We start from the raw sequence: 20,957 nt of genomic DNA, 5'->3' as shown, positions 1-20,957 counted from the left end.
TGCTATTTTTTAACAACCTGTTCCACGATACCATCAACTAAAAGTGTTTGTATCTGTTCTAATTCTTCATCTTCCCTGAACTGCTCCAGGCAGGTCAACACAGAATATAGAGATTTAATCAATACAGTATGAGGAACGGTAAACTGTACTCCCATTTGCTGCAACATTTCCAATATGCGGATATCATTGTACATATGATTACTGAAAATATCAGGGGACAACTTCCGTTGCAGATAATCCATTATGGATAAATCAATCTGCGACAGGATGGGAGAAGTAATGATTCCGGTAAGACTCATCATAATGACGTCTTTGGTTAAAGCCTTTTGCGTAGGATAATGCTTCTTCTTCACCACTGTTTCAATATTTTCAAAAAGTTTCTGCTGTAATTGAAAGTTGATTTCGATATACAGGTGTTCCTTGCTGGGATAAAACGCATAAAAGGAGCCTTTGGAAATATTGGCGGCAACAGCTAAATCATCAACAGTCACTTTCTTTAATCCATGCAGGGAAAAAAGTTTTTCGCCTTCGGCCAGTAGTTTATCACTAATAAATGCTTTTTCTTTTTCAGTAAAGCGCGGCACTTTTATCACCTCCTAGTGACTAAATGTTCAATATAGTCATATAGAATATATCACTTATGGTCCGCATTGTCAATTATTATCTAAAGTAATTAAAAAAAATGCCACAGTGCCCTAGCGATTTCCTGAAAAAAAGCGCATTGTGTGATAAGCCCGGCAAAAAATAAGATGATATAATGTGAACATCAAATACAGGAGGTACAACAATGTACGCATGGGAAGCAATCGAACAATCCTTAACTTTTATCGAGGAACACTTAACAGAAGAAATTTATACGGAAGAACTGGCTAATATAGTTGGCCTGTCCCCTTTCTACTTTCAGCGTTTGTTCAAGCGGCTGGTAAATAAACCGATTCAGGAATATGTGAAGCTCCGCCGCCTGGCAAAGGTGATTGAAAATCTGGGTAATACCGAACAGAGAATACTTGACGTTGCCCTGGACTATGGCTTTACAAGCCATGCAAATTTTACGCGGGCCTTCAAGGAAACGTATGGAATCACACCCGAAGAGTACAGGAGAGATTTACCAATGCTCAACACATTCGACAAGCCGGAAGTCTCCATGAATTATGTCTTAGTAGATGAAGGGGTTCCGCTGGTGGTAGGAAATATCGTCTTGGAAATCCAGAGAAAAACGTTGGCGGAACCGGAAATTTACCTCGGCTTGGAAACGGAAGTTCGTATTTCTGAACAAATTCCGGTTGGTGAAAGCACAGGTGTAGACGTGCCGGGACAGCTTTGGAGACGCTATCATATGGAGAAGGCGTCAATCGCAGCAAATATCAATACAAACGTAGAAATGGGAATGTCCCATACCCAAGATACGGCACAGGGTCTTTTCACGTATTTTGCGGGTGGTCTTATTCAAAATATCCCGCATCATCAGCAGGAATACTTTGTAAAGAGGAAACTCGCGGCAGGAGATTACATCGTTTGCAGAATCGAGGCAGAAAATTTTGAGGATTTGGTAACGGATGCCTTGAATCAGGGTGGAAAATACCTTTTCGGTACATGGCTGCCGCATCACAACTTAACAACGGAGCCTTTCTCAGCAGAAAAGTATTATCGTGACCTAAAAGATATGGCCTGTATGGAAATTTGGGTCAAGCCCTTACCGTTGGAAAATAAAAGATAGGAGGGATATTGGGATGGATTGGAATATGCTTTATACAGCGGGAAATCTCTATACCGGAAGATTGAGTTAATAAAAACAAATAAATAATATCCAGATTAGCGGGGCGGCTTTTGGCGGCTCCGCTGGCTTTTTATACTATGTTCAATTTTGGAAGTCCGCGTCCGGTCTGTCACGTCTGTAATAATGCTCTTTTCTGTTTCCAGATTATGCGTTCCTAAGTATTGATACGGTACTTTTCGGCTTTTTGACAAGCGGATATATGTCACTCAGAGAACTCGAAGACAGCTGCAAAGTAAATATCCGATTCATGTATTTAATGGACAATGAACGTCCCTCAAATACAAAAAAGTAGGTGACGCGGTTGGTAACACTAATACAGAATACACCCTGACACACAAGCTTTTCAGCGATTAGAAATAGCATCTGCTCTGAGAGATGATAATAAAAAAATTGCCAGAACAATTGAATACATTTTTTATTGATAAACAGAGCATTTTTATAGATAATCAGATAAAGGAGAAGCGTTATGATTACTGTTTCAAAAAGACAAAAGGAGATTGTAGAATACCTGATAAAACAGACCGATTATGTAACGATCTGCGATATTGCCATGAAATTTTCTATAAGCGACCGCACATGTAGAAATGATCTGTCCTCCATCGGAACATTTTTAAAAGAATCAGGACTTTCTCTCTCAAGAAAGACTGGGAAAGGCGTTTTTCTGAACTGTACACCCGAAGAAAAGCGAAAAATATCTGAGCTTTTAAAAACAGCTGACACCAGGTTTTACAACAGAAGAGAACGAGAAAATCTGGTCATTGCCCTGCTGCTCATCAGTGAGACCACGACCTTCCAGGAATTAGCAGAAGTATGCCTTGTGAGCAAGCAGACTGTAATCAATCAATTTGATTCCCTGGAACAGCGGCTTCGCAGGAATACGCTGGCGATTGAGAAGGTGCCCGGCAGAGGACTGCATTTAAAAGGTGAGGAAAAAAGTATCCGCTTTCAGTTTTTAGAGCTTCTTGGAATGGAGCTTTGCAAAGAAGAAATATACAGCCTCTTCTCAGAGGACAAATCCATCCAGGCAAATTTCCCGACTGCTACGGCAATTGTCAATGACATACAGGAGCTAAAAAAGATACAGTTCGTGGACTTTAAAAGAATACAGCTCATACTCTCATACATTTTAAGCCGTATTGAAAACGGTCACTCCCTGAGGAAAAATTGGGTATACAAAGATGATTCCGATCTCAAAAAGGTCATTGAAAAATATATTTCAACTGACTCTGAGCAGTATTTTATATGCTCTCTTATTCAGGCTGAGAGAACAAACCAGCCTATATTAAACATGAGTACGCGGGATGAAGCACAAATGATATCCCAGGAGCTGATCTCATCACTCGCTCAAGTATACCCCATTGAGCGTGATTCTCTCCGTGAGATCATAGACGGATTGACGGTCCACCTAAGAGCTGCCATTTACCGCAGTCGCAGTAAAATCCATATCCGCAACGAATTGCTAAATGAGGTCAAGATGTCTGTCTCTTTAATGTTTGAATTTACTCTGCATGAAATGTGTAAAGTAGAAGAAAAATACGGCATTGTTTTTGATGAAAACGAAATCGCATACATTGCCATGTATCTGACTTCAATCTACGAGACAAGCATTAAGGAAACTGTATCGCTTGATATACTTATTATCTGCTCCTATGGAGTGGCCACAAGTGCAGTGTTAAAGCTGCGTCTTGAACGTGCTCTCCCTGATTGCAATATATGGGGGCCATGCTCACTGATTGATGCGGATGAGTATCTACAGGCAAACAAAATTGATCTGATTGTATCAGCCAACGATTACACTCACGACCACATCCCAGTAATCGTTGTAGAGCCTTTATTGACTCAAAAAGATTTGGAGCAAATACGTCAAAAATTATATCACGATTCTTATTCTTTGATGTGCTCCACTTTTTTGAAGTCTTACTCACTCCAAGTAGACAGACATTGCATCGGAAACTACATCTCACCTCAGGATATACAGATACTTGATGCGTGTGATTCTTGGAATGAAGCCATACGGATCGCCTCGTCTCCACTGCTAAAAAAGGGAGATATTGAGCAGAGATATATCGAGGAAATGATAAATGCAGTAAGCAATTATGGTACTTACATGGTACTCACCCCGGAAATTGCCTATGTGCACGCTGGTGTGAACGATGGTATCCACAGAAACTGCTCTGCGCTGCTTCTCTTAAAAAAGCCGGTGATCTTCGGCAACTTTAATAAAAAGAAGATCTGTGCAGTAGTTGTCCTTGGAATAAACAATCGCAAAGAAGACAGTGACCTGCTCAATCTTGCCTATATTCTTGGGAAAGAGGAAAACCTAAAACGCCTAAAAGAAAAAGATATCACAATTAAAGATATTTTAGAACTACACGATTAACATTCATCTGAAAGGAGAAACTTATGTCAGCCAATATATCTTTAAACAATATCCTAATCGGGCAGACAGCCTCCACCTGGCAGGAAGCCATCCAGACAGCAGCAGCCCCGCTTGTCACGAACAAGTCAATCACAGAAGAGTATATTCATCAGATGATCGAGAGCGTTGATAAGCTCGGTCCATACATTGTATTAATGCCCGGCTTTGCATTGGCTCACGCTTCACCCGGAAACTTTGTTCTCCACACAGACATATCAATCGCAACATTCAGAGAACCGATTGATTTCCACAGTGAAAACGGACCTGTCTCCGTCGTGATGTGTCTGGCCTGCACTGACCGCACATCCCACATCGAACAGCTTCAGGTAATCGCTGAAAAGCTGATGGAAAGCAGCAGTATTGATAAAATAGCAGCCTGTAAAAATAAAGAAGAATTATTTTCTTTATTTCGGGAATAAAAAAATGATGAAACAAAATGGAGGTGACACATTATGAAAAAGCCAAAGATTCAGACAGTATGCGGCTACGGCTGCGGTTCTTCCCTCATGCTGCGCATGAACGTTGAGACCATTGCAAAACAGCACAACGTAGAGATTGAAGCCTTCTGCGGAGACGTGGCAACCTGTTGCGCAAATGATTGCGATGTTATCTTTATCTCAAAAGAGCTCGCACAGCGCATTGAAGGGCGCGCAAAAGTTCCTATCGTCGTTTTCAACAACTTCATGAACAAACAAGAAGTGGAAGAGAAAACACTCACTTATTTCGAGACATTAAAATAGTTAAACAGGAGGATGTTATGGGAGTCTTCAATTTTATCATCAATGAGATTTTTGGCCAGGGGGCAATTTTTATCGCATTGATTGCATGTATCGGACTGATCCTTCAGAAAAAATCCTTTTCTGAGATTATCCGCGGAACCGTCATGACAGCAGTTGGCTTTTTTATTCTGTCCACTGGGACAGGCCTTATCACCGGAAGTTCTATTGACGGTATATCTACTGCTTTTAACACGATTGTGCCGCGGGCAGTAGAATCAAAAACAGTTGACATCGGCACAATGTATGGCACTGAGATCGGAATCGTTATGATCGCAGCCTTTGCCATCAACCTGTTCATCGCGCGCTTCACACGCTGGAAATCCATTTTCCTGACAGGGCATATGTTATATTGGTTCCCATACGTTTTTATCGCAGCTGGAGTTGATGCAGGTCTCACAGGCGGAAAGCTGATCATTCTTGCCGCCGCTTTCACAGCGCTTTATATGGTAGTTTCACCAAATCTTATGAGACCATTTGTAAAAAAGGTAACAGGGGATGATTCCTTCACAATCGGACACCCGACAACCTGCTTGTCCGTACTTTCCGGTCTTCTCGGAAGAGCTGTGGGGAACAAGGAAAAATCTACTGAGGACCTTAAAATACCCTCATCACTTGGATTTTTGCGGGAAATTGCTATCACTGGTTCCTTCGCGATTGCGGTTACATATATTGTCATGTACTGCATCCTGATTGCCAACGGCTACGATCCAGCACAGGTATGGGAATATGCTGAGGGGAAAACCGGCATCTTTACATACATTTTCACCCACGCTATCTACTTCGGAGTTGGTATCACGATCATGCTCCAGGGTGTACGTATGTTAATAGCAGAGATTGTTCCTGCCTTCAAAGGAATAGCAGATAAATTCGTTCCAAATGCAATCCCTGCGCTCGACGTACCTGTAATTTTCCCATACGCGCCAAATGCCCTTGTGATCGGCTTCTTAGTGGCAATGGTGACTTCAATAATCACAATTCTGCTTACTGCTGGCATGTTTCCGACAGTTGTTATTCCGCTTGTCTCCACATGCTTCTTTGAGATTGGATGTGCCGCTATCATTGGAAATGCCACCGGAGGAGTTCGAGGCTGCGTGATCGGTGCTGCGGTTTCCGGTATTATCATGGTATTCCTCGTGGGCTTTGGTTCTTATTTCTTCAACAACACGATTCAACAGTGGATGCTGGTTTATGGAGGACAGGATTTCTCCTTGTGGGGAATTATTGAAGGACTGATCGCCCGTTTGATCGGATAAGCCATAACATAAACTGCAATTGACGTAACGGTTCAGTACCTTCATAGTTCCGGGCAAAAGTCCGTCCTAAAATCTGCATTCCGTTTCGGTCCGCGCCGACTTCATCGATGGACTTCTGCCTGTCTGTACTACGTTTTCTTACGGTCAGCGCAGCAAGTGCGCAGACCTACTGAACAGTTACCAATTGACAATAAAAAGGTGGATATTTTATGAGTTTCAAATATATAGATCGTATTTACGAGCTTCTCAAGACGATTGAGACCGAAGAATGTGAAAATATTAAAAAGGCAGTTGATATGCTCTATGAATGTGTGAAAAACAAATCTACCATTTACACTTTTGGCGCAAGTCATGCCGGTATTTTAAGTGAAGAACTGTATTACCGCGCTGGCGGACTTATGCTTTTTAATCCCATATTCGGAAGAGAGCTTATGCTCGACTCAAGCCCCATCACCCTGACGAGTAAAATGGAGCGCTGTACTGGCTATGGAAAAATGCTGGCAGAAAGCAGAGCTGATTTTCAATCCGGCGACGTGCTGATTGTGCACTCCGTGTCCGGACGCAATCCCGTAGCAATAGAAATTGCTGCTGAGGCAAAAGAAAAGAAATCCCATGTGATTGCTGTCACAAACCTTTCCTATTCAAAATCAGTAACCTCCAGGCACCCTTCCGGGAAGCGGGTATTTGAGCTTGCAGATATCATACTTGACAACCACGGTGATATCGGTGACGCCTGTGTTAAAATCAGCGGATTAGAACAGAAAGTATCGCCCACATCCACCGTGATCGGAGCAGCTATGCTCAACACTATTGTAGCAGAACTCGCCCAGAAAATGGTAGATTCAGGGATCGAAAAGCCCCCAATTTTTTACAGTGCCAATCTGGACGGGGGAGATGAGCTAAATCAGAGAATGTACCAAGAGTATAGAGAAGTGATACGGTATAAATTTTGATGGAATCAGTCTGTCACATTCAAAGTCAGCAGACAGCACAAGAGAGGCACCCCGTTTAGAGAGGGCGCCTCTCTTGATAATAATTCATATAAGAATCTGCCAGATAAAAAGCTCTTGCTTGGAAATACGGACTATGGGACATACTGTAGGCAGAAACGCCGACGGGACGAAGGCGCAGGGATTAGATAAATAAGTTACCATTCTGAGCTGCGGGAAGTAAATAAGGAGGAAGAATTAAAAAAAGTGGCATAGACTTTCAACTTTTTTTGTCCAAAGTATTGACATATGTGCATCCTGCATGAGAAAATTGTCCAGAAAGGCTGGTCTGACAGAGATGAAAAAGGCGGGAAAACAGAGGCTGTTTATTGCTGCAGGTATCCTTATTCTAGCAGTGAACGGATGCGGCAGAAAAACACAGGAAAATCATGATATGCCGCAACAAGCAGCGGTCAGCGAAGAACATTTGGAAAGAGAACAACCGAAAGAGAACCTTGATTCCGATGCAGAACATATTGCTGCCCTTTATCGTGATATTTACAATCAGGCAGCTGGGATGGGAACCTTAAGTAACAAGGAGGTGGTGAGAAGTATCGTTGAAAGGATTGGGGAACATGGTTACGTTGTGGCAGACGAAGAAAATCAGATTGATATGGCTGGCCCGGAACAGGTTTTACGTTTTTGCAGGTCGGTAGACGGGAAACAGGAGGCCGAGCTGACAATGATAGTGGTCACCAGTTCCGGTGGATTCATTAAATATAACCTCCATACAGTAGATGGTACAGTGGATGTGGTCAGAGGATATTATCAGTATGTAAATGGGAGACTGGAAAACATGAGCACAGTGAGCTATCCTGTAGATTCATGGGAATATACAAAAGAAGGCTATCTGCTGTTTGAGGGAAGTCATTATTCCGAAATCTATTATGCACTTTCACTTAGTGATGAGCCGGAACATACGGCTCTAAGGGTGCTGCCGCTGGATGAAACATGCAGGAAATTAAACAGAGCTTATCTGTTGCCAGTGGGGTATGGAGGAAATAATCTTTTCCTTGTTGACTGGAGCGAACAGAATTTTGGAAATTTGGATTTTTACGATTTGTTCGACAGGTTCTATCCTGATATTTATGAACTGCCGGTTCCTTTTGAGGCCAATGATGATTCAGGTGTCGGGGCCGTTTACAGGATATCGGCAGAGATATTTGAACATGTCGTTGAGGTCCATTTCAGAATAGACCATGAGGAGCTGCGGAAAAAGACAACCTATATTCCGGAAGATCAAAACTATGAATACAGGCCGAGAGGATTTTATGAGGCTGAGTATCCAGATATTCCATATCCGGAAGTGGTAAGCTATGAAGAAAAAAACGATGGAACCATAACCCTTACCGTGAACGCCGTATACCCGGAAGAGAACACCTCCAGAGCATTCACCCATAAAACGGTGGTCCGTCCCCTTGACGATGGTGGTTTTCAATATGTATCAAATCAGATCATTTTTCCAGAGGTCGGCTTTGAACCATGGTGGCATTCGGAACGGCTGTCAGAAGACCAGTGGAAAGAGGTATATGGAGGGAATGATTAGTTGAAGATTTAAGATGGTTATTCAGAAAGGGGACTCGTTTATCCTGTTATTTTTAGTAGTGGCAGTCGGAAGTTTATTTGCAGGCCGGCAGAAGCAAGCAGACAGGAAGCACCGCGGGCAATCTCCCGGTCACTGAGCATTTCCCGCAGGGCCCGCCATACCAGAGGATTGAACCAATACAGGATACCGGCAAGGTCCATCAGACAGCCTGCCAGCGGGTCTTTATCTGTATGGTTTGAAGACTCCGGGCGGTGGTCTTCAACAGGCCCTTGTTGGCATCTTCCGTCATACCCTCCTATTCGATAAGAATTGTCATATCTGGATTCTTACCAAAAAGGAGACATTTTTTCAAACCCACACCCCTCCTTGTTTCTTGTAGCTGAATTACAAGTGCTGTTTAATTCGCATTTCGTACAATCAATTCCGCAGATAGAAATTCATTCTATTTTCCTCCGTAAACTCTTATTTTTACAATTTTTTAATCGGGAAAAACATATATCCCTTCCCGGTCTGTGGACAGGTAAACTCGTGAACTGCCCCGACCAATGTAATATTATTATCCGCCAGATATTGTATTACTTCTGGAAAAATACCACCGTTTTCACGTTCTACATAGATATATTCATAGCCGGGAATTACCCACTTTGTCCAACCATCAGGGGCTTCTGCGTCATCATTGCACTCCACTCCCGCAAGGTAAAGTCCTTTATTAAAGTCTTCCCAAGGTTGAAAGGAACGGGAAAAATCAGACATTGCACCCCATATTCCGCTAATGTTCCCATTTTCATCTTTCTGTGCCAAATTCTGAATTTCTCCAAAATGGGAATTCGCTTCATCCCATAGCTTCTGAATAAAGCCAGCTCCGTCTGTTGTTGCCCCCTCTTTTCTTATTACAATAAAGGACTCTTTTTTGCATCTTTCGATTTTCATTGATTTGTCATTCCTTTCGCTTTATGTTCAACACTCAATCAATTTATCCGAGTAATTCTTTGTCCTGCCATAGTACCATAAACGCTGGCAGAGTAATCCGGCGATTCTGTTATAAAGATGCAGACCGTTCCTGGGATAACTGCCTTTCCTGATTTCCTCTGCACATTTTTCAATCTTTCTGTCTGCTTCCCGGATGATTTCCTGATTCTCTTCGGGGGACTTTTTCATCAGCTTTACGTCATTTTTTTAATAACCGTGCCGAGCAGCCCGCGCCGTCTCCGCTAAACAATCCCATAGTAGCAACACAAAGTACTTTTTTATCCTTCCAAAGATCCGGATTGGCTTTGATAAAATCTTTTACCATGACGGGAACGTTTGAAAATTGAACGGGATATGCGAAAATCAAAAACTGGTTTCATCTGTATTCCTTTATCCTCTACTGTCAATTTTACCGCCATTGACCGATTTCGGAAAGACCTGAAAACAAAAGCCTTCTTAAAATCGGTCAATGAAAAAATAAAGAAGTTCATTCTTTTTTAAGATTTTTTAGAGGTTTTTTAGAGACTACTCTGATAGAATGGATAAAAAATTCGCAGAAAATTTGGATAAACTGTGGATTTGTATTTTATATGAGAGGAGAACGAAATGAAAAAGAAAGCAGGAAAAATGATCTTATTGACAGGGGTGCTGTGCATCCTGAGCCTTGCCGTATGCGCCTGTGGAAAGACGGAGGAAGCGCCGGATGCAGAGGAACCGCGGATGTTTCAAGGAGAACCGATTCAGGAGGATGATATAAAAGATGATGTTTCTACTCCGGAACCATCTGCGGAACAGCTGGAAGCGCAAACTACAACCGGTACATCTGCGGAGTGGGTTGACAGCACTCCTAATCTGGAAGGAGATGCCAAAGACCTGAAGGACGGACAGTTAACGGTGGTTGAATCTGTTACGGAAAAATCAGATAACGGCGGGGATATCATGGTATCGCCTGGCAGCGGGGATGATTCTGATTTTAATAAGGTTGCAGTTACATACGATGAAAATACGCTGTTTGCCATACAAACGATCTACGATGGAGGGGCCAGAGCTGAAATGTCAGCAGCAACAGCGGCAGACCTGGCATCCGGCCAGCACATTCAGGTATGGGGAAGTCCTTCAGGCAGCGGCCTGAAAGCAACCCGGATCTGTATTGTAAAAGTGGCATAAATGTCCTCTTTTTCGTGAAACATTTATGAACCCTGCATTTCTTTCACCAAAAAACCGGCATGTCTGAAAAATATTCCAAAAAGGTCACCTTTTCGCATCTCCAATGCGTGTCATAGGTATAACAGCATCCAACCGAAGAAGGTGTATGTAACAAACAGGATTTTAGGGCATGAAGTTAAAGCAGATAGAAATAACAGAAGTATCCGTTAATGTACATCTGTTGGATAGCCGGATTGGCGGAAGCACGGTTGGCATACTTGGGATTGTTTGTAACCCATGCCTAAATGCCGGAGGTGTCAAAGAGCAGCATGGACGCTGGATGTCGTTGGAATTTCATCAAGGTTGATGGTTTCATCGAGCATGGAAAGGAACAACGCCTTATAAAGGAAATCACCGGAAAGGAGAACGTCAGTGAAAACATATAAACAGCTTTGGATGAAAACATATACACCAGTTCTGATTATCGTTCTGCTTGTTTTGACAGCGATTCTGTATGGAATACGAAACGGCAGAAGTAATGGCAAAGGTGGTAACATCCTTGCCGGTGCAAGCCCGGATACAAGCGCCTTCCAGATGTATTATTTTGATGGGGAAACGGTTGCGGTCAGGACGTTGTATGACAGAGGTAAAGAAAAGGAACTGATTAAAAAAATCAATGCTATTCCTCTTCTGGAGGCAGAGGAAAGCGCCCTCTCCCAGATGGATATTCCTTTTTACGGGTTCTGGAGCAGCGATAAGGACGGCCATGATATTTCCGTGGCAGCATCCGGCGGTGTCTGGCTTAAGAATGACGGGACGGTTTATAATGGGGATACGGAGTTGTCTCTTTTGTGGGAACAGATGGAAGGCAATGATGAGGACGATACCCTGAATGTCCTGGATTTTCCCAATGCAGGGCGCTTGTCTGCATATCACAGTATCTTCCTTCTGAAAGCGGATGAGCAGACGGAAGAAGGCCCGGAGGGTCTGACTATGACAGTCGAGGACATCGGGACAAGTGAAATCACGGTACGGATTACGAATAGAAGCGGGGAGGATTTTTCCTATGGGGAATACTTCTCCCTCCAGAAGCAGATAGACGGACAGTGGTATACGATACCGGTAAGGGCGGATAACGTTGGTTTCCAGGATATTGCCAATATCCTTCCGGATGGGGAGAGTGCCAGCGAGACATACAATCTTGATATATATGGCACGCTGGAACCGGGGGTATACAGGCTGGTGGTGGAAACACTGGGGGCCGAGTTTCTTGTGGGCCACGGAAGGATGGCAGGAATAGAGGGGGAACTGGCCATTGAACCCCGAAAGGCGCCTTTCATTTAAAGCAGATAATGCAGGAGGATTTGCTGAAATTGTTCCGGAAAAGATGTCGGAGGGCTTTATAGAAAGGGAACTTTCGACCGGGGAATATATTGTCTGCGGAATTGAGGCAGAGAGTTTTGAAGAACTGGTGACGGTGCATGGCCATTTCAAAAGCCTTGAAGTATAAAAAACATCCGGTATAATCATATACAGGTGGTGATAGAGGATGTTTCGGATTGGCGAATTTTCAAAATTGACACAGGTATCTGTCCGGATGCTGCGATATTATGACGAAGCAGGGCTTTTGAAGCCGGCAGAGGTTGACAGGTGGACGGGGCACCGTCTGTATTCGGTAGAGCAGATACCACGGCTTGACAGAATCCGGTATCTGCGTGACAGCGGCTTTCAGGTTTCTGAAATTGCCCTGGCGCTGGAAATGGATGACCATGCACTTCTGGTATCTCTTAATAAAAAATGTCTGGAGATTGAGCAGGCCATACAAAAAGAGCAGGAGAGGCTTCTGAAAATCGCAGTTGCGAAAGAAGAAATACAGGGGAGTAAAAGCGAGCTGCATTACCATATTTCCATGAAATCAATACCGGCCTGCCAGGTACTCTCCCTGCGCAGGACTGTACCGACCTATTACTCAGAGGGCGATTTATGGAAGGAGCTTTCTGCTTTTGCAGAAAAAGAGGAGATAGAAATATCCAGTGATACCTTTACCATTTATCATGATACGGAGTATCGGGAGCAGGATGTTGACATGGAATTATGCGCCCCTGTAAAAAAAGCGGGTGAAAACAGAGAGCCGTTCTGTTTTCGCATGACGGAGGCGGTACCGGCCATGGCCAGCACCATGGTATATGGGGAATTTTCAAATATCAAAAAAGCGTATCTGGCTTTTGCCAAATGGCTGCAGAAAAACAGCAATTATCAAATGTCTGCCCCGGTACGTCAGATTGTACACAGGGGCCCCTGGAATGAAAACGACCCGGCAAAGTATCTGACCGAGCTCCAGATTCCGGTTGAGCCTTTACAAAATGTCCTGTGAAACATACAGGGCATTTTTGAATAAATGGGTAGTTTGCAGAGCTGCAGCTTATTTTTCCTCTTGTATCTTACATGGTGTGAGGTATTATACTGCTATTGTAAACAGAAATGGCAAATGTTCTAACATGCACGGAGCAGTTTGCGGATGCATGGGCAGCTGTAAATTCTTCCAGATGGAGTGCATGTAAGAATGTCTGCGGGATTTAAAAGCAGGAGGTACGGTATGGAACAATATCAGTTGAAACCGATTGGAACGGTAAGAAATGACGAAAGCGGGACATGGATTGTGTTAGAGCCGGAGTATATTCCGGGTCTGGAAGCGTTGGAAGGATTCAGCCATATCAACGTGATCTGGTGGTTCAGCGGCCATGACAGAGAAAAAGACCGAAGTGTGCTGCTGACAGAGAAGCCTTACAGGGATGGGCCGGAGGTAATGGGCGTTTTTGCCACAAGATCGCCGCTGCGTCCTAATCCCATTGCCCTGACAGCAGCGGAAATCATTCATACTGATCAGGAGAAAGGGCTTATCCGGGTTACTTTCCTTGACGCAGACAATGGTACGCCGGTACTTGATATCAAGCCTTATACCCCCAGTCTGGACAGGGTGGAAACGCTGGGTGTTCCCGTATGGTGTAGTAAGTGGCCGAAAAGTACTGAGGAATCGGGCTATTTTGACTGGGGGCAGGTTTTCAATTTTTCATAGGAGGCTTTATGAAACTGCAGGATTACATGGATAAAAAGCCTGTTCTGGAAACCGGTCAGCTGATACTGCGTCCATTGCAAGTCAGTGATGTTGCGGATTTGAAGGAATGGATGGGTGCTCCTTCGCTGTATCAATACTGGGGAAAGCGTCCTGGTAAAGGTGACCTGAACCCGGAGCTGTTGTTCCAGAAAAAAGAGAAACCAACAAAAAGCCTGCACTGGGGTATCGTCCATAAAAAAGACGATAAAGTGGTGGGGGAGATGTGGGTCTATCTCATTGAAAAGGACCGTATGGCAAAAGTGGCATTCCGCCTGTCCCCGGCTTATCAGGGAAAAGGCCTTATGGCAGAGGCGCTGGCAAAAGTGGTGGTCTTCTGTTTTGAGGAAACGCAACTGCAAAGGCTCTGGTCGGATGTCCACATTCAGAATATTGCGTCATATAAAACACTGGAAAAGGCCGGATTCAGGCGGGAGGGCCATATCCATGAGGGGAAAATGGTTAATACCTGGTGTGATTACTATTTATACGGCATGACGAAAGCAGATTACCGGGAATTTATAAACAGTGTCTTTGACGGCTCTGTTCCCATGCTGTTTTCAGCCTTGTTATCCCAGAAATCCTTGTCAAAAGAGGAGTTGGAGGAGTTAAAGCGAATGATTAACGAGGTGGAGTGAGTCTATGAAAGTATTGCAGATGAGCCTTGCGGCTTCTTTCCTGATTCTAGTTATCATGCTTTTTCGGAAGCTTTTTTCTGCAAGAATGCCCAGGCAAGTTTTTTCCTTTCTCTGGATACTTGCCTGGTGTAAGCTGATGATTCCCATATCAGCTGGGATTCCCATTCCTGTGGCGGATGGATTAGCCGAATTTATACCGGATATACCCCCCTCCCACCCGCATGTCCCTCCCGGCAGGGACCTGGCAGGCAGCCAAGGCATGGCCGGATTTTGACCGGAATATATTAAAAATTTAGTGGTCTACCGGCGCTTTGATTTTCGGCCTGTATTTAGGCCATGTTCATTTTGCAGGCATGAAGAAATACCGCACCGCAGTTCTTATAGAGAAATCTTCCTGGATCCACAGTTGGCTAGAATATAAGAACTTTTTTCGCAGAATCACAGTCCGGATTTCGGACGAGATTGATTCCCCCTTAACCTACAACATCTTATTCCCGGTTATTCTGCTTCCAAAACAGACAGACTGGAGGGACAGGGAAAGCTTGGAGCTGATTTTGGAACATGAACTGGCTCATATCCGGCACCTGGACGCCCTGAAAAAGCTGTGTCTGGCTGCTGCCTGCGTCTGCCACTGGTTCAATCCCCTGGTGTGGATTATGTATGCATTGGCTAGCAGGGATATGGAACTGGCCTGCGATGAAGCGGTGGTTCGGGCAGTGGGGAGGGATAAACGAAAAACTTATGCCAATTTGCTGGTAGAGCTGGAAGCAAAGAGGGCAGGGATTAATCTTCTGACTTCCGGCCTGGGTCAAAGTCTTATGAAGGAACGTATTCTTCATATCATGCATATAAAAGAAAAAATCTCCCTTTTGGGAATCATGCTGTCCATTGCAATGACCATAAGCTGCATAGCAGTCTACGGTGTGGTGCCATCCAGTGCTTTTACTCTGGAATCTTGGGATGATGACCCGACCCTTGGAGGGATTTTTGAGATGTATTCGGTGGAAGAGTATCAGAGGATTGTAGAAGTTGTTAAAGAGGACAGAGGAGAGGGGGATCCGGATGTCATAGCCATGGAACGGGATTTGGCCCGTCTGAAGGCTGACAGAGAAAAAGGGGAGTTTGTCATCTATAAAGGAGCGTTTCCGATAGAAACAGAAACGGTCATGGTAGCCTTCAACCCAACTATTGTCATGCGGCCGGAACTTGTGAACCGGAATACGCCTTTGACTGCTGAAACATACAGAAATGATATGGAAGAAGTGCCAGAGATTTTGGAAGATGCAGCGGCAGATGGATTTTTGACAGAAGCGCAGAAGAAAAGAGTACTGGACAAAATGGAAGAGAATCTGGCCAGGCTGGAATACTTGTGTAAAAAGGAGTGAATTTAAATTGAAAATATCAGGGACCAGGCTTGGGGTAATTTCAATCATGGTAGCCATATGCCTGTCGGGATGTACGAGAAATAATGATTTTGTTGATAACTGTATGACCTGAAGAATTGCGAGGTTGTCGTTACAGAAGAAAGCAAAGAAGACGGGGATGTAGTCAGGAGAATGACATTTCAGGCAGACTGGAAGCGGATCAGGGAACCAGAGGATGACCCATTGATAAAAGGAATGCTTCAGGCCATGGATGAGCTGGAATTGTCTGAGGAGAAAGAGGCAGCAAGGAATATCATAGATGGATATATCGTGGAAATGAATAGTGAGCCGGAATCGGAAAGAATAGAAACAAAGTTCGTTGCAAAAATTTCTCTGGAAAACGAAACGTTTGAGCTGTTTTACCCCTTTGTACAGGAGGGGGAGGAAACCTTGCTTCCATTCTGGGAATATGTGGAAGAAAACTGGCTTGAAAATACTGAGAAGCGGATGCAGGAAGGACACAAGCGTTTGAGGAGACTGATTAATACCGAAAAGGGTTTGAATCAGAGCTTGTAAAAAACTTGAAACTAAAGAGGTCTACTATGAAAGAGAAATGGGATCTGTATGATGTGAAAAGAAATAAAGCAGGACTTACGTGGATGCGGGGAATGGCCATACCCAAGGGGTACTATCATCTTGTTGTAAGCGTATGGATACAAAATGACCGGGGAGAGTATCTCCTATCCCGAAGGCATCCGAATAAACAGTATCCTCTCTGCTGGGAATGTACTGGTGGTTCCGTCCTGGCAGGAGAAAACAGCTTGATTGGCGCCGTTCGGGAAGTAAAAGAAGAGCTGGGGATAAAACTGAATCCGGCAAAAGGACGGAGGATTTCTCAGATATGCCGTGAGGAGACTCAGGATCTATATGATGTGTGGATATTCTATAAAAATATTGATATTTCGGATATCATACTTCAGGAAACAGAAGTTATAGATGTTAAATGGGTGACAAAACGTGAGCTGTTCCGTATGGCCCAAAACGGGGAACTGCATCCATTGCTTGATGTCAGTAATATGGTAAAGGAAGCTATTTGAACAATAAAATAACCTAACAGGAAATGCACAATATAAATCGTTTAAGCCTGCAGCGTTACCACCAGACCCTGTCTTAGAAATAGGCAGTGATATGGTAAAAAAACTAGTATAACTCGATTTTAATAAGTTTACATTATTATCCTGAAAACCAAGGGAAACGTGCGCCCAAAGCACGGACACGTAAGCCAAGAAATCAGATTACTACCAATGCTTAAATTGTAAGCTTATTTAAATCGAGTTATACTAGTAGAAGCGAATCGAGAACTGGTGAAATTGGACACAGCTTCAAAACTGATACCAAACGTTGAACTATTTATTTCTATGTACGTTCGAAAAGAAGCCTTGATTTCTTCCCAGATTGAAGGAACACAGTGTACCTTGGATGATGTGCTAGATCCAGAGCTAGACAATACAGCGAATCTGGATGTTATCGATGTCATCAATTATGTGGATGCATGTTCCTATGCATTGGAGAGAATTAAGAAATTACCTTTGTGCGGACGATTATTTAGAGAAATACACGAGAAATTGTTATCGGGTGTTCGTGGACAGGAAAAAAATCCAGGGGAATTCAGAAGATCCCAAAACTGGATTGGAGCTGCGAATTGCTCCTTATTGGAAGCCAGGTATATTCCACCGAATGTAGAAGATATGAATCAGGCAATGTCAGAACTGGAAAAGTATATGAACGAAGGGGATGATTATGATCCGCTGATCTGGATTGCATTGATTCATTATCAATTTGAAACAATCCATCCTTTTTTGGACGGAAATGGCCGCGTTGGGAGAATGATGATTTTATTATATTTGATGGAACAAGATTTGTTGGACAAGCCAGTCATATATATTTCTTATTTTCTGAAGAAAAATCAGATTGAGTATTATGACAGGATTTCAGAAGTAAGACGAAGCGGTAATTATGAACAATGGGTAACGTTCTTTTTAGAAGCAGTATCAGCGGCAGCGAAAGACTCCTTGATAACAATTGAAGCACTGTCAAAACTTCATGAGAAAAATCTTGGAATATTACCAAAAACAACTCGTAAAAAAGATAATGTGAGATCACTTTTTGATTATATCGAACAGTACCCAATCATTGATATCAAAAAAACAGCGAGTGCTTTGGAGTTAAGTTATAATACGGTGTCAAATGCGGTAAATAAATTAGTGGAGATTGGAATTTTAAAAGAAACAACCAATGCTTCCAGAAACCGAGTATTTGCATATGAAGAGTATTAAAAATCTTAAGAAAAGATACTTGAGTTTTAAAAAGAAAAGTCATAGCCTCCGATACTGGAGAACTATGACTTATGGGCTCAAATTCAGATTACTTAGCCCGCTATGCGCCCTTCATTTGAGCCAAATCTCCCACAAAGCGGAACGCACAGCTGGCGGAAAGCAATTTTCGGACACGCCCTGGTCATCGGCTCAACTATGTGGTGTGATTGTCAGCGTCGCTTCTTCTCTTTTTCCAGCACTCTTTTTGCAATCATAATAAAATTTAATTTAAAATTGTCTTCCGTATCATTGACATCCAGGCCGGTTTTTTCTTTCACTCTGCATAATGCATTCCGGACTTCAGCCTCACTGATGTGTAATGCCGCAGCGACAGCAGGAACCTGTTCCTTACACTTATAGTATTTTCCAAGAATCGTCTGTTCCTCATCGGTTAACTGCAGTAAAATGGTACTGATTAAAGACTGTCCGTGAGCCAGAACCATGGCATTAATTGCGCTGTATATCTCCATTCCGATAAAATCCAGAACACGGCGTTCTTTTTTGAATTTTTCTCCGGCATTAACGGCTCGCAGGCTGTTTTGGTATGTGCGCTCAATGCCGGTCAAACCGTTTTCTAAAGTGCCGATGCCGATACGGATAAAGACGTCTGGCAGGCTCTTCTTTAAAAGTTCCAGAGCTTTATCACATGCCATGGTGCTGGCATTTAATAATTCTTCCTTTGTGTGTGCCGCCAAAAAGAGTGCGGTTCCCTTATCGCATGTAATGAACTGCGGGGAATCAACGGACTTATTTAAAGGACCATATGCCACAATTGGGGTTAACAGTTCCATTAATGCATGCTTATCTTCGTAGGCGACAATCATGTCAGAGGGATAGAGAAACGACATCGCAAGAAAGTAGTCCTTGTTAACATCAATGCCGAATTTTTTTCCGACAGATTCCATGAAAGCAATGTCCTCATAGAAATGAATTGTAATATCATTAAAGTATGAGGAAAATGTAATATTGGTATCATTTTTGTTCATAAAGCATATCCTCCTTTAAATTGTGAGAAAATACTAAAATATGGTAAAGTAAAACTGAACCTAAATGGGAAAATCTTATAATATATCTTCACATTGAGAAAGTCAAGAGAAAATAGGAAGTTTATTAAAAACAACAAATTATTAATTACAAATTTGTTAAAAATAACAAAGAAAACGGATTGCATTTTATAAAAGATATTATTATAATAAATTTTTTACTCTACTTAACAAAAGGATAGGGGGAAGGAATTATGGCGAAGGTGAGCGACTTATTACGTCTTCCGGCATTTAGGGGAATCCATGTATTGTCTGGGGAAAATGGACTTCAAAGGAAGGTAGAGCACGTGACTGTCATGGAAGTGCCGGATATTAAACGATGGCTGAAAGGAAATGACTTTCTGATTACAAGCTTTTACTCTGTACGCAAAAGCGAGGAAGCTCAGTGCCGGCTGATTGAGGATTTGGCAGATACGTGCTGCTGTGTTGCTGTCAAAACAGGGCAATATGTTAATGTTATTTCAGAAAGAGTAAAAGAGACCGCGGACAGATGCAGCCTTCCTCTGCTTGAAATTCCCTTTGAAACGCCATATATTGATTTGCTGATGAATGTAATGAACCTGATTTTTGAAGAGGAAAACACCTCATCTATCCTGGAAAAATATGTAAAGGATATTATCTATGAAAACTATACCGATGAAATTCTTATGGCTGAGAGAGGACGCCTCTTTGGCTTTGAAGCGGATGAGGACTATTTTTCAGCAGTTAATATCTGCTTCAGGAAAAAATACATACCTTCGGAACAGGAAAAGAAAGCAATCCGTTTTTTATGCCAAACCTTACAGCGCTACCTGCTGGACAGCGGTTCAATCCAAGGATGTCCCATGATCCGTCTGGAGAAGGGCTTCTTATTACTGGCGGAGGCGAAGGAAGCAAAAAGGCTGGAGCAGTATCTGGAAAATTATTTGGATGAGGATTATTTAAAAAAAATATGGAAGGCAGAGGGTAAGGGGATTGTGTGCGGCGTTGGTCCTGTAAAAAAAGGCTTAAAAGGAATCCGGGATTCTTACAGCCTGTCGTTTAAGGCAATGAAGGTGGGGTATACCCTTTCCAGAAACCAGTTTCTGCATTTTTATAAGAAGCTGGAACCATACTGTGAGTTGGAAAAGATATTGGTTTCGCCGTCCGAACATGTATTTACCAGTGTCTTAGGGGCTGTCAAAAATCAGGAGCTGCTGGATACATTGGTTATGTATTACGAGTGCGGGGCCAACATGGAACGTGTATCAGACCGGATGTATACCCACAAAAATACGGTGAAATACAGGCTGAACCGGCTTCAGGAACTGACGGGACTTGACCTTAGAAATCCCGATGATAACTTCAGACTATATTTGGCGGTGCTGGCGTTGAAGATGAATTTTAAAATAAGTTTTTGAAAAAATGAATAGAACAGAGTGGTTTGATAGCATGCGGCATAGTTGGTATTGTCTATGCCGTTTTTTGATCCTTTTGTTTATTTGGACAAATTATACAGAAAAACCTTGACTCCCAGGATATAGAAACAGGATTCTAACGCAATTATAATGAATATATCAAGGCGAGGG

Annotated in this window: 22 protein-coding genes and 2 pseudogenes; 19 read left to right on the top strand and 5 right to left on the bottom strand. The window is 43.0% G+C overall.

Features of this window, described 5'->3' with window-relative positions; genetic code table 11:
• Positions 1-2 precede the first annotated feature (2 nt).
• Positions 3-584 carry a TetR/AcrR family transcriptional regulator gene (locus tag LA360_RS04430; RefSeq protein WP_002583499.1) on the bottom strand — a complete coding sequence of 194 codons (582 nt, stop codon included), beginning with the start codon at positions 582-584 and terminating at the stop codon, positions 3-5.
• Positions 585-787: 203 nt separating this feature from the next.
• On the opposite strand from LA360_RS04430, the gene LA360_RS04425 reads away from it, so the two are divergent.
• From LA360_RS04425 to LA360_RS04395, 8 genes and pseudogenes are all read left to right on the top strand, one after another.
• Positions 788-1,717 carry a helix-turn-helix domain-containing protein gene (locus tag LA360_RS04425; RefSeq protein WP_112482666.1) on the top strand — a complete coding sequence of 310 codons (930 nt, stop codon included), beginning with the start codon at positions 788-790 and terminating at the stop codon, positions 1,715-1,717.
• 220 nt (positions 1,718-1,937) lie between these two features.
• Positions 1,938-2,054: pseudogene (locus LA360_RS32100) on the top strand (transposase); the annotation flags it as partial.
• A gap of 189 nt (positions 2,055-2,243) precedes the next feature.
• A complete protein-coding gene (locus tag LA360_RS04420) occupies positions 2,244-4,157 on the top strand; it encodes a BglG family transcription antiterminator (RefSeq protein WP_022200706.1) in 1,914 nt (637 codons plus the stop codon).
• A 23-nt stretch (positions 4,158-4,180) separates the two neighbouring features.
• Complete coding sequence (locus LA360_RS04415) at positions 4,181-4,615, top strand: PTS sugar transporter subunit IIA (protein WP_022200707.1); 435 nt, start codon at positions 4,181-4,183, stop codon at positions 4,613-4,615.
• Between the two features lie 33 nt (positions 4,616-4,648).
• Positions 4,649-4,936 carry a PTS sugar transporter subunit IIB gene (locus tag LA360_RS04410; RefSeq protein WP_002583495.1) on the top strand — a complete coding sequence of 96 codons (288 nt, stop codon included), beginning with the start codon at positions 4,649-4,651 and terminating at the stop codon, positions 4,934-4,936.
• 17 nt (positions 4,937-4,953) lie between these two features.
• Positions 4,954-6,228, top strand: coding sequence for a PTS ascorbate transporter subunit IIC (locus tag LA360_RS04405; protein ID WP_002595455.1), 1,275 nt, complete (start codon positions 4,954-4,956; stop codon positions 6,226-6,228).
• Positions 6,229-6,437: 209 nt separating this feature from the next.
• A complete protein-coding gene (locus tag LA360_RS04400; RefSeq protein WP_002595454.1) occupies positions 6,438-7,181 on the top strand; it encodes a sugar isomerase domain-containing protein in 744 nt (247 codons plus the stop codon).
• Between the two features lie 334 nt (positions 7,182-7,515).
• A complete protein-coding gene (locus tag LA360_RS04395; protein ID WP_022200708.1) occupies positions 7,516-8,763 on the top strand; it encodes a DUF6070 family protein in 1,248 nt (415 codons plus the stop codon).
• A gap of 468 nt (positions 8,764-9,231) precedes the next feature.
• Here the strand turns inward: LA360_RS04395 and LA360_RS04390 are convergent, their stop codons facing one another.
• Both LA360_RS04390 and LA360_RS30255 read right to left on the bottom strand, forming a co-directional pair.
• A complete protein-coding gene (locus tag LA360_RS04390) occupies positions 9,232-9,693 on the bottom strand; it encodes a GyrI-like domain-containing protein (protein ID WP_022200709.1) in 462 nt (153 codons plus the stop codon).
• 27 nt (positions 9,694-9,720) lie between these two features.
• Complete coding sequence (locus LA360_RS30255; RefSeq protein WP_225537306.1) at positions 9,721-9,921, bottom strand: hypothetical protein; 201 nt, start codon at positions 9,919-9,921, stop codon at positions 9,721-9,723.
• Positions 9,922-10,338: 417 nt separating this feature from the next.
• On the opposite strand from LA360_RS30255, the gene LA360_RS04380 reads away from it, so the two are divergent.
• The 10 genes and pseudogenes from LA360_RS04380 to LA360_RS04335 all read left to right on the top strand — a co-directional run bounded on the left by LA360_RS04380 (position 10,339) and on the right by LA360_RS04335 (position 18,328).
• A complete protein-coding gene (locus LA360_RS04380; RefSeq protein WP_022200710.1) occupies positions 10,339-10,899 on the top strand; it encodes a hypothetical protein in 561 nt (186 codons plus the stop codon).
• 411 nt (positions 10,900-11,310) lie between these two features.
• Positions 11,311-12,222, top strand: a complete 912-nt coding sequence (locus LA360_RS04375; RefSeq protein WP_112482665.1) for an immunoglobulin-like domain-containing protein — start codon at positions 11,311-11,313, stop codon at positions 12,220-12,222.
• Entirely contained in the window at positions 12,194-12,388 is a 195-nt protein-coding gene (locus LA360_RS04370; protein ID WP_022200712.1) for a hypothetical protein, read from the top strand. Before LA360_RS04375 ends, LA360_RS04370 begins: the two co-directional genes overlap by 29 nt.
• 39 nt (positions 12,389-12,427) lie before the next feature.
• Positions 12,428-13,252 carry a MerR family transcriptional regulator gene (locus LA360_RS04365; protein WP_089775209.1) on the top strand — a complete coding sequence of 275 codons (825 nt, stop codon included), beginning with the start codon at positions 12,428-12,430 and terminating at the stop codon, positions 13,250-13,252.
• Between the two features lie 222 nt (positions 13,253-13,474).
• Positions 13,475-13,954 (top strand): SAM-dependent methyltransferase, encoded by a 480-nt coding sequence (locus tag LA360_RS04360; RefSeq protein ID WP_089775211.1) that lies wholly within the window; start codon positions 13,475-13,477, stop codon positions 13,952-13,954.
• 8 nt (positions 13,955-13,962) lie between these two features.
• The gene (locus tag LA360_RS04355; RefSeq protein ID WP_022200715.1) at positions 13,963-14,628 is read left to right on the top strand and encodes a GNAT family N-acetyltransferase; all 666 of its coding nucleotides are present in this window, start codon (positions 13,963-13,965) and stop codon (positions 14,626-14,628) included.
• Positions 14,629-14,936: 308 nt separating this feature from the next.
• Positions 14,937-16,013 (top strand): annotated as a pseudogene (locus tag LA360_RS04350) (M56 family metallopeptidase); the annotation flags it as partial.
• A 171-nt stretch (positions 16,014-16,184) separates the two neighbouring features.
• A complete protein-coding gene (locus LA360_RS04345; protein WP_089775213.1) occupies positions 16,185-16,568 on the top strand; it encodes a hypothetical protein in 384 nt (127 codons plus the stop codon).
• Between the two features lie 26 nt (positions 16,569-16,594).
• Positions 16,595-17,089, top strand: a complete 495-nt coding sequence (locus LA360_RS04340) for an NUDIX hydrolase (RefSeq protein ID WP_022200719.1) — start codon at positions 16,595-16,597, stop codon at positions 17,087-17,089.
• 240 nt (positions 17,090-17,329) lie between these two features.
• Positions 17,330-18,328 carry a Fic family protein gene (locus LA360_RS04335; protein WP_112482663.1) on the top strand — a complete coding sequence of 333 codons (999 nt, stop codon included), beginning with the start codon at positions 17,330-17,332 and terminating at the stop codon, positions 18,326-18,328.
• A gap of 92 nt (positions 18,329-18,420) precedes the next feature.
• Here LA360_RS04335 and LA360_RS31795 read toward each other — a convergent pair whose 3' ends face one another.
• Both LA360_RS31795 and LA360_RS04330 read right to left on the bottom strand, forming a co-directional pair.
• Entirely contained in the window at positions 18,421-18,513 is a 93-nt protein-coding gene (locus LA360_RS31795; RefSeq protein ID WP_316110990.1) for a DUF6783 domain-containing protein, read from the bottom strand.
• Positions 18,514-18,537: 24 nt separating this feature from the next.
• Positions 18,538-19,353: a hypothetical protein gene (locus LA360_RS04330; RefSeq protein WP_022201003.1), complete on the bottom strand. Its 816-nt coding sequence runs from the start codon at positions 19,351-19,353 to the stop codon at positions 18,538-18,540.
• Positions 19,354-19,604: 251 nt separating this feature from the next.
• Between LA360_RS04330 and LA360_RS04325 the strand changes: the two genes are divergently transcribed.
• Positions 19,605-20,789 carry a PucR family transcriptional regulator gene (locus LA360_RS04325; RefSeq protein WP_022201004.1) on the top strand — a complete coding sequence of 395 codons (1,185 nt, stop codon included), beginning with the start codon at positions 19,605-19,607 and terminating at the stop codon, positions 20,787-20,789.
• Positions 20,790-20,957: the final 168 nt, after the last annotated feature.

It is taken from the genome of Enterocloster clostridioformis (assembly GCF_020297485.1).
GTDB lineage: Bacteria > Bacillota > Clostridia > Lachnospirales > Lachnospiraceae > Enterocloster > Enterocloster clostridioformis.
The sequence above is the reverse complement of the archived record's forward strand: the minus strand, read 5'-3'. Positions and strand labels throughout refer to the sequence as shown.

Coding starts and splice junctions, on each gene's coding strand:
- LA360_RS04425 (WP_112482666.1), top strand. CDS start 788: ATGTACGCATGGGAAGCAATCGAACAATCCTTAACTTTTATCGAGGAA.
- LA360_RS04420 (WP_022200706.1), top strand. CDS start 2,244: ATGATTACTGTTTCAAAAAGACAAAAGGAGATTGTAGAATACCTGATA.
- LA360_RS04415 (WP_022200707.1), top strand. CDS start 4,181: ATGTCAGCCAATATATCTTTAAACAATATCCTAATCGGGCAGACAGCC.
- LA360_RS04410 (WP_002583495.1), top strand. CDS start 4,649: ATGAAAAAGCCAAAGATTCAGACAGTATGCGGCTACGGCTGCGGTTCT.
- LA360_RS04405 (WP_002595455.1), top strand. CDS start 4,954: ATGGGAGTCTTCAATTTTATCATCAATGAGATTTTTGGCCAGGGGGCA.
- LA360_RS04400 (WP_002595454.1), top strand. CDS start 6,438: ATGAGTTTCAAATATATAGATCGTATTTACGAGCTTCTCAAGACGATT.
- LA360_RS04395 (WP_022200708.1), top strand. CDS start 7,516: ATGAAAAAGGCGGGAAAACAGAGGCTGTTTATTGCTGCAGGTATCCTT.
- LA360_RS04390 (WP_022200709.1), bottom strand. CDS start 9,693: ATGAAAATCGAAAGATGCAAAAAAGAGTCCTTTATTGTAATAAGAAAA.
- LA360_RS30255 (WP_225537306.1), bottom strand. CDS start 9,921: ATGAAAAAGTCCCCCGAAGAGAATCAGGAAATCATCCGGGAAGCAGAC.
- LA360_RS04380 (WP_022200710.1), top strand. CDS start 10,339: ATGAAAAAGAAAGCAGGAAAAATGATCTTATTGACAGGGGTGCTGTGC.
- LA360_RS04365 (WP_089775209.1), top strand. CDS start 12,428: ATGTTTCGGATTGGCGAATTTTCAAAATTGACACAGGTATCTGTCCGG.
- LA360_RS04360 (WP_089775211.1), top strand. CDS start 13,475: ATGGAACAATATCAGTTGAAACCGATTGGAACGGTAAGAAATGACGAA.
- LA360_RS04355 (WP_022200715.1), top strand. CDS start 13,963: ATGAAACTGCAGGATTACATGGATAAAAAGCCTGTTCTGGAAACCGGT.
- LA360_RS04345 (WP_089775213.1), top strand. CDS start 16,185: ATGACATTTCAGGCAGACTGGAAGCGGATCAGGGAACCAGAGGATGAC.
- LA360_RS04340 (WP_022200719.1), top strand. CDS start 16,595: ATGAAAGAGAAATGGGATCTGTATGATGTGAAAAGAAATAAAGCAGGA.
- LA360_RS31795 (WP_316110990.1), bottom strand. CDS start 18,513: ATGACCAGGGCGTGTCCGAAAATTGCTTTCCGCCAGCTGTGCGTTCCG.
- LA360_RS04330 (WP_022201003.1), bottom strand. CDS start 19,353: ATGAACAAAAATGATACCAATATTACATTTTCCTCATACTTTAATGAT.
- LA360_RS04325 (WP_022201004.1), top strand. CDS start 19,605: ATGGCGAAGGTGAGCGACTTATTACGTCTTCCGGCATTTAGGGGAATC.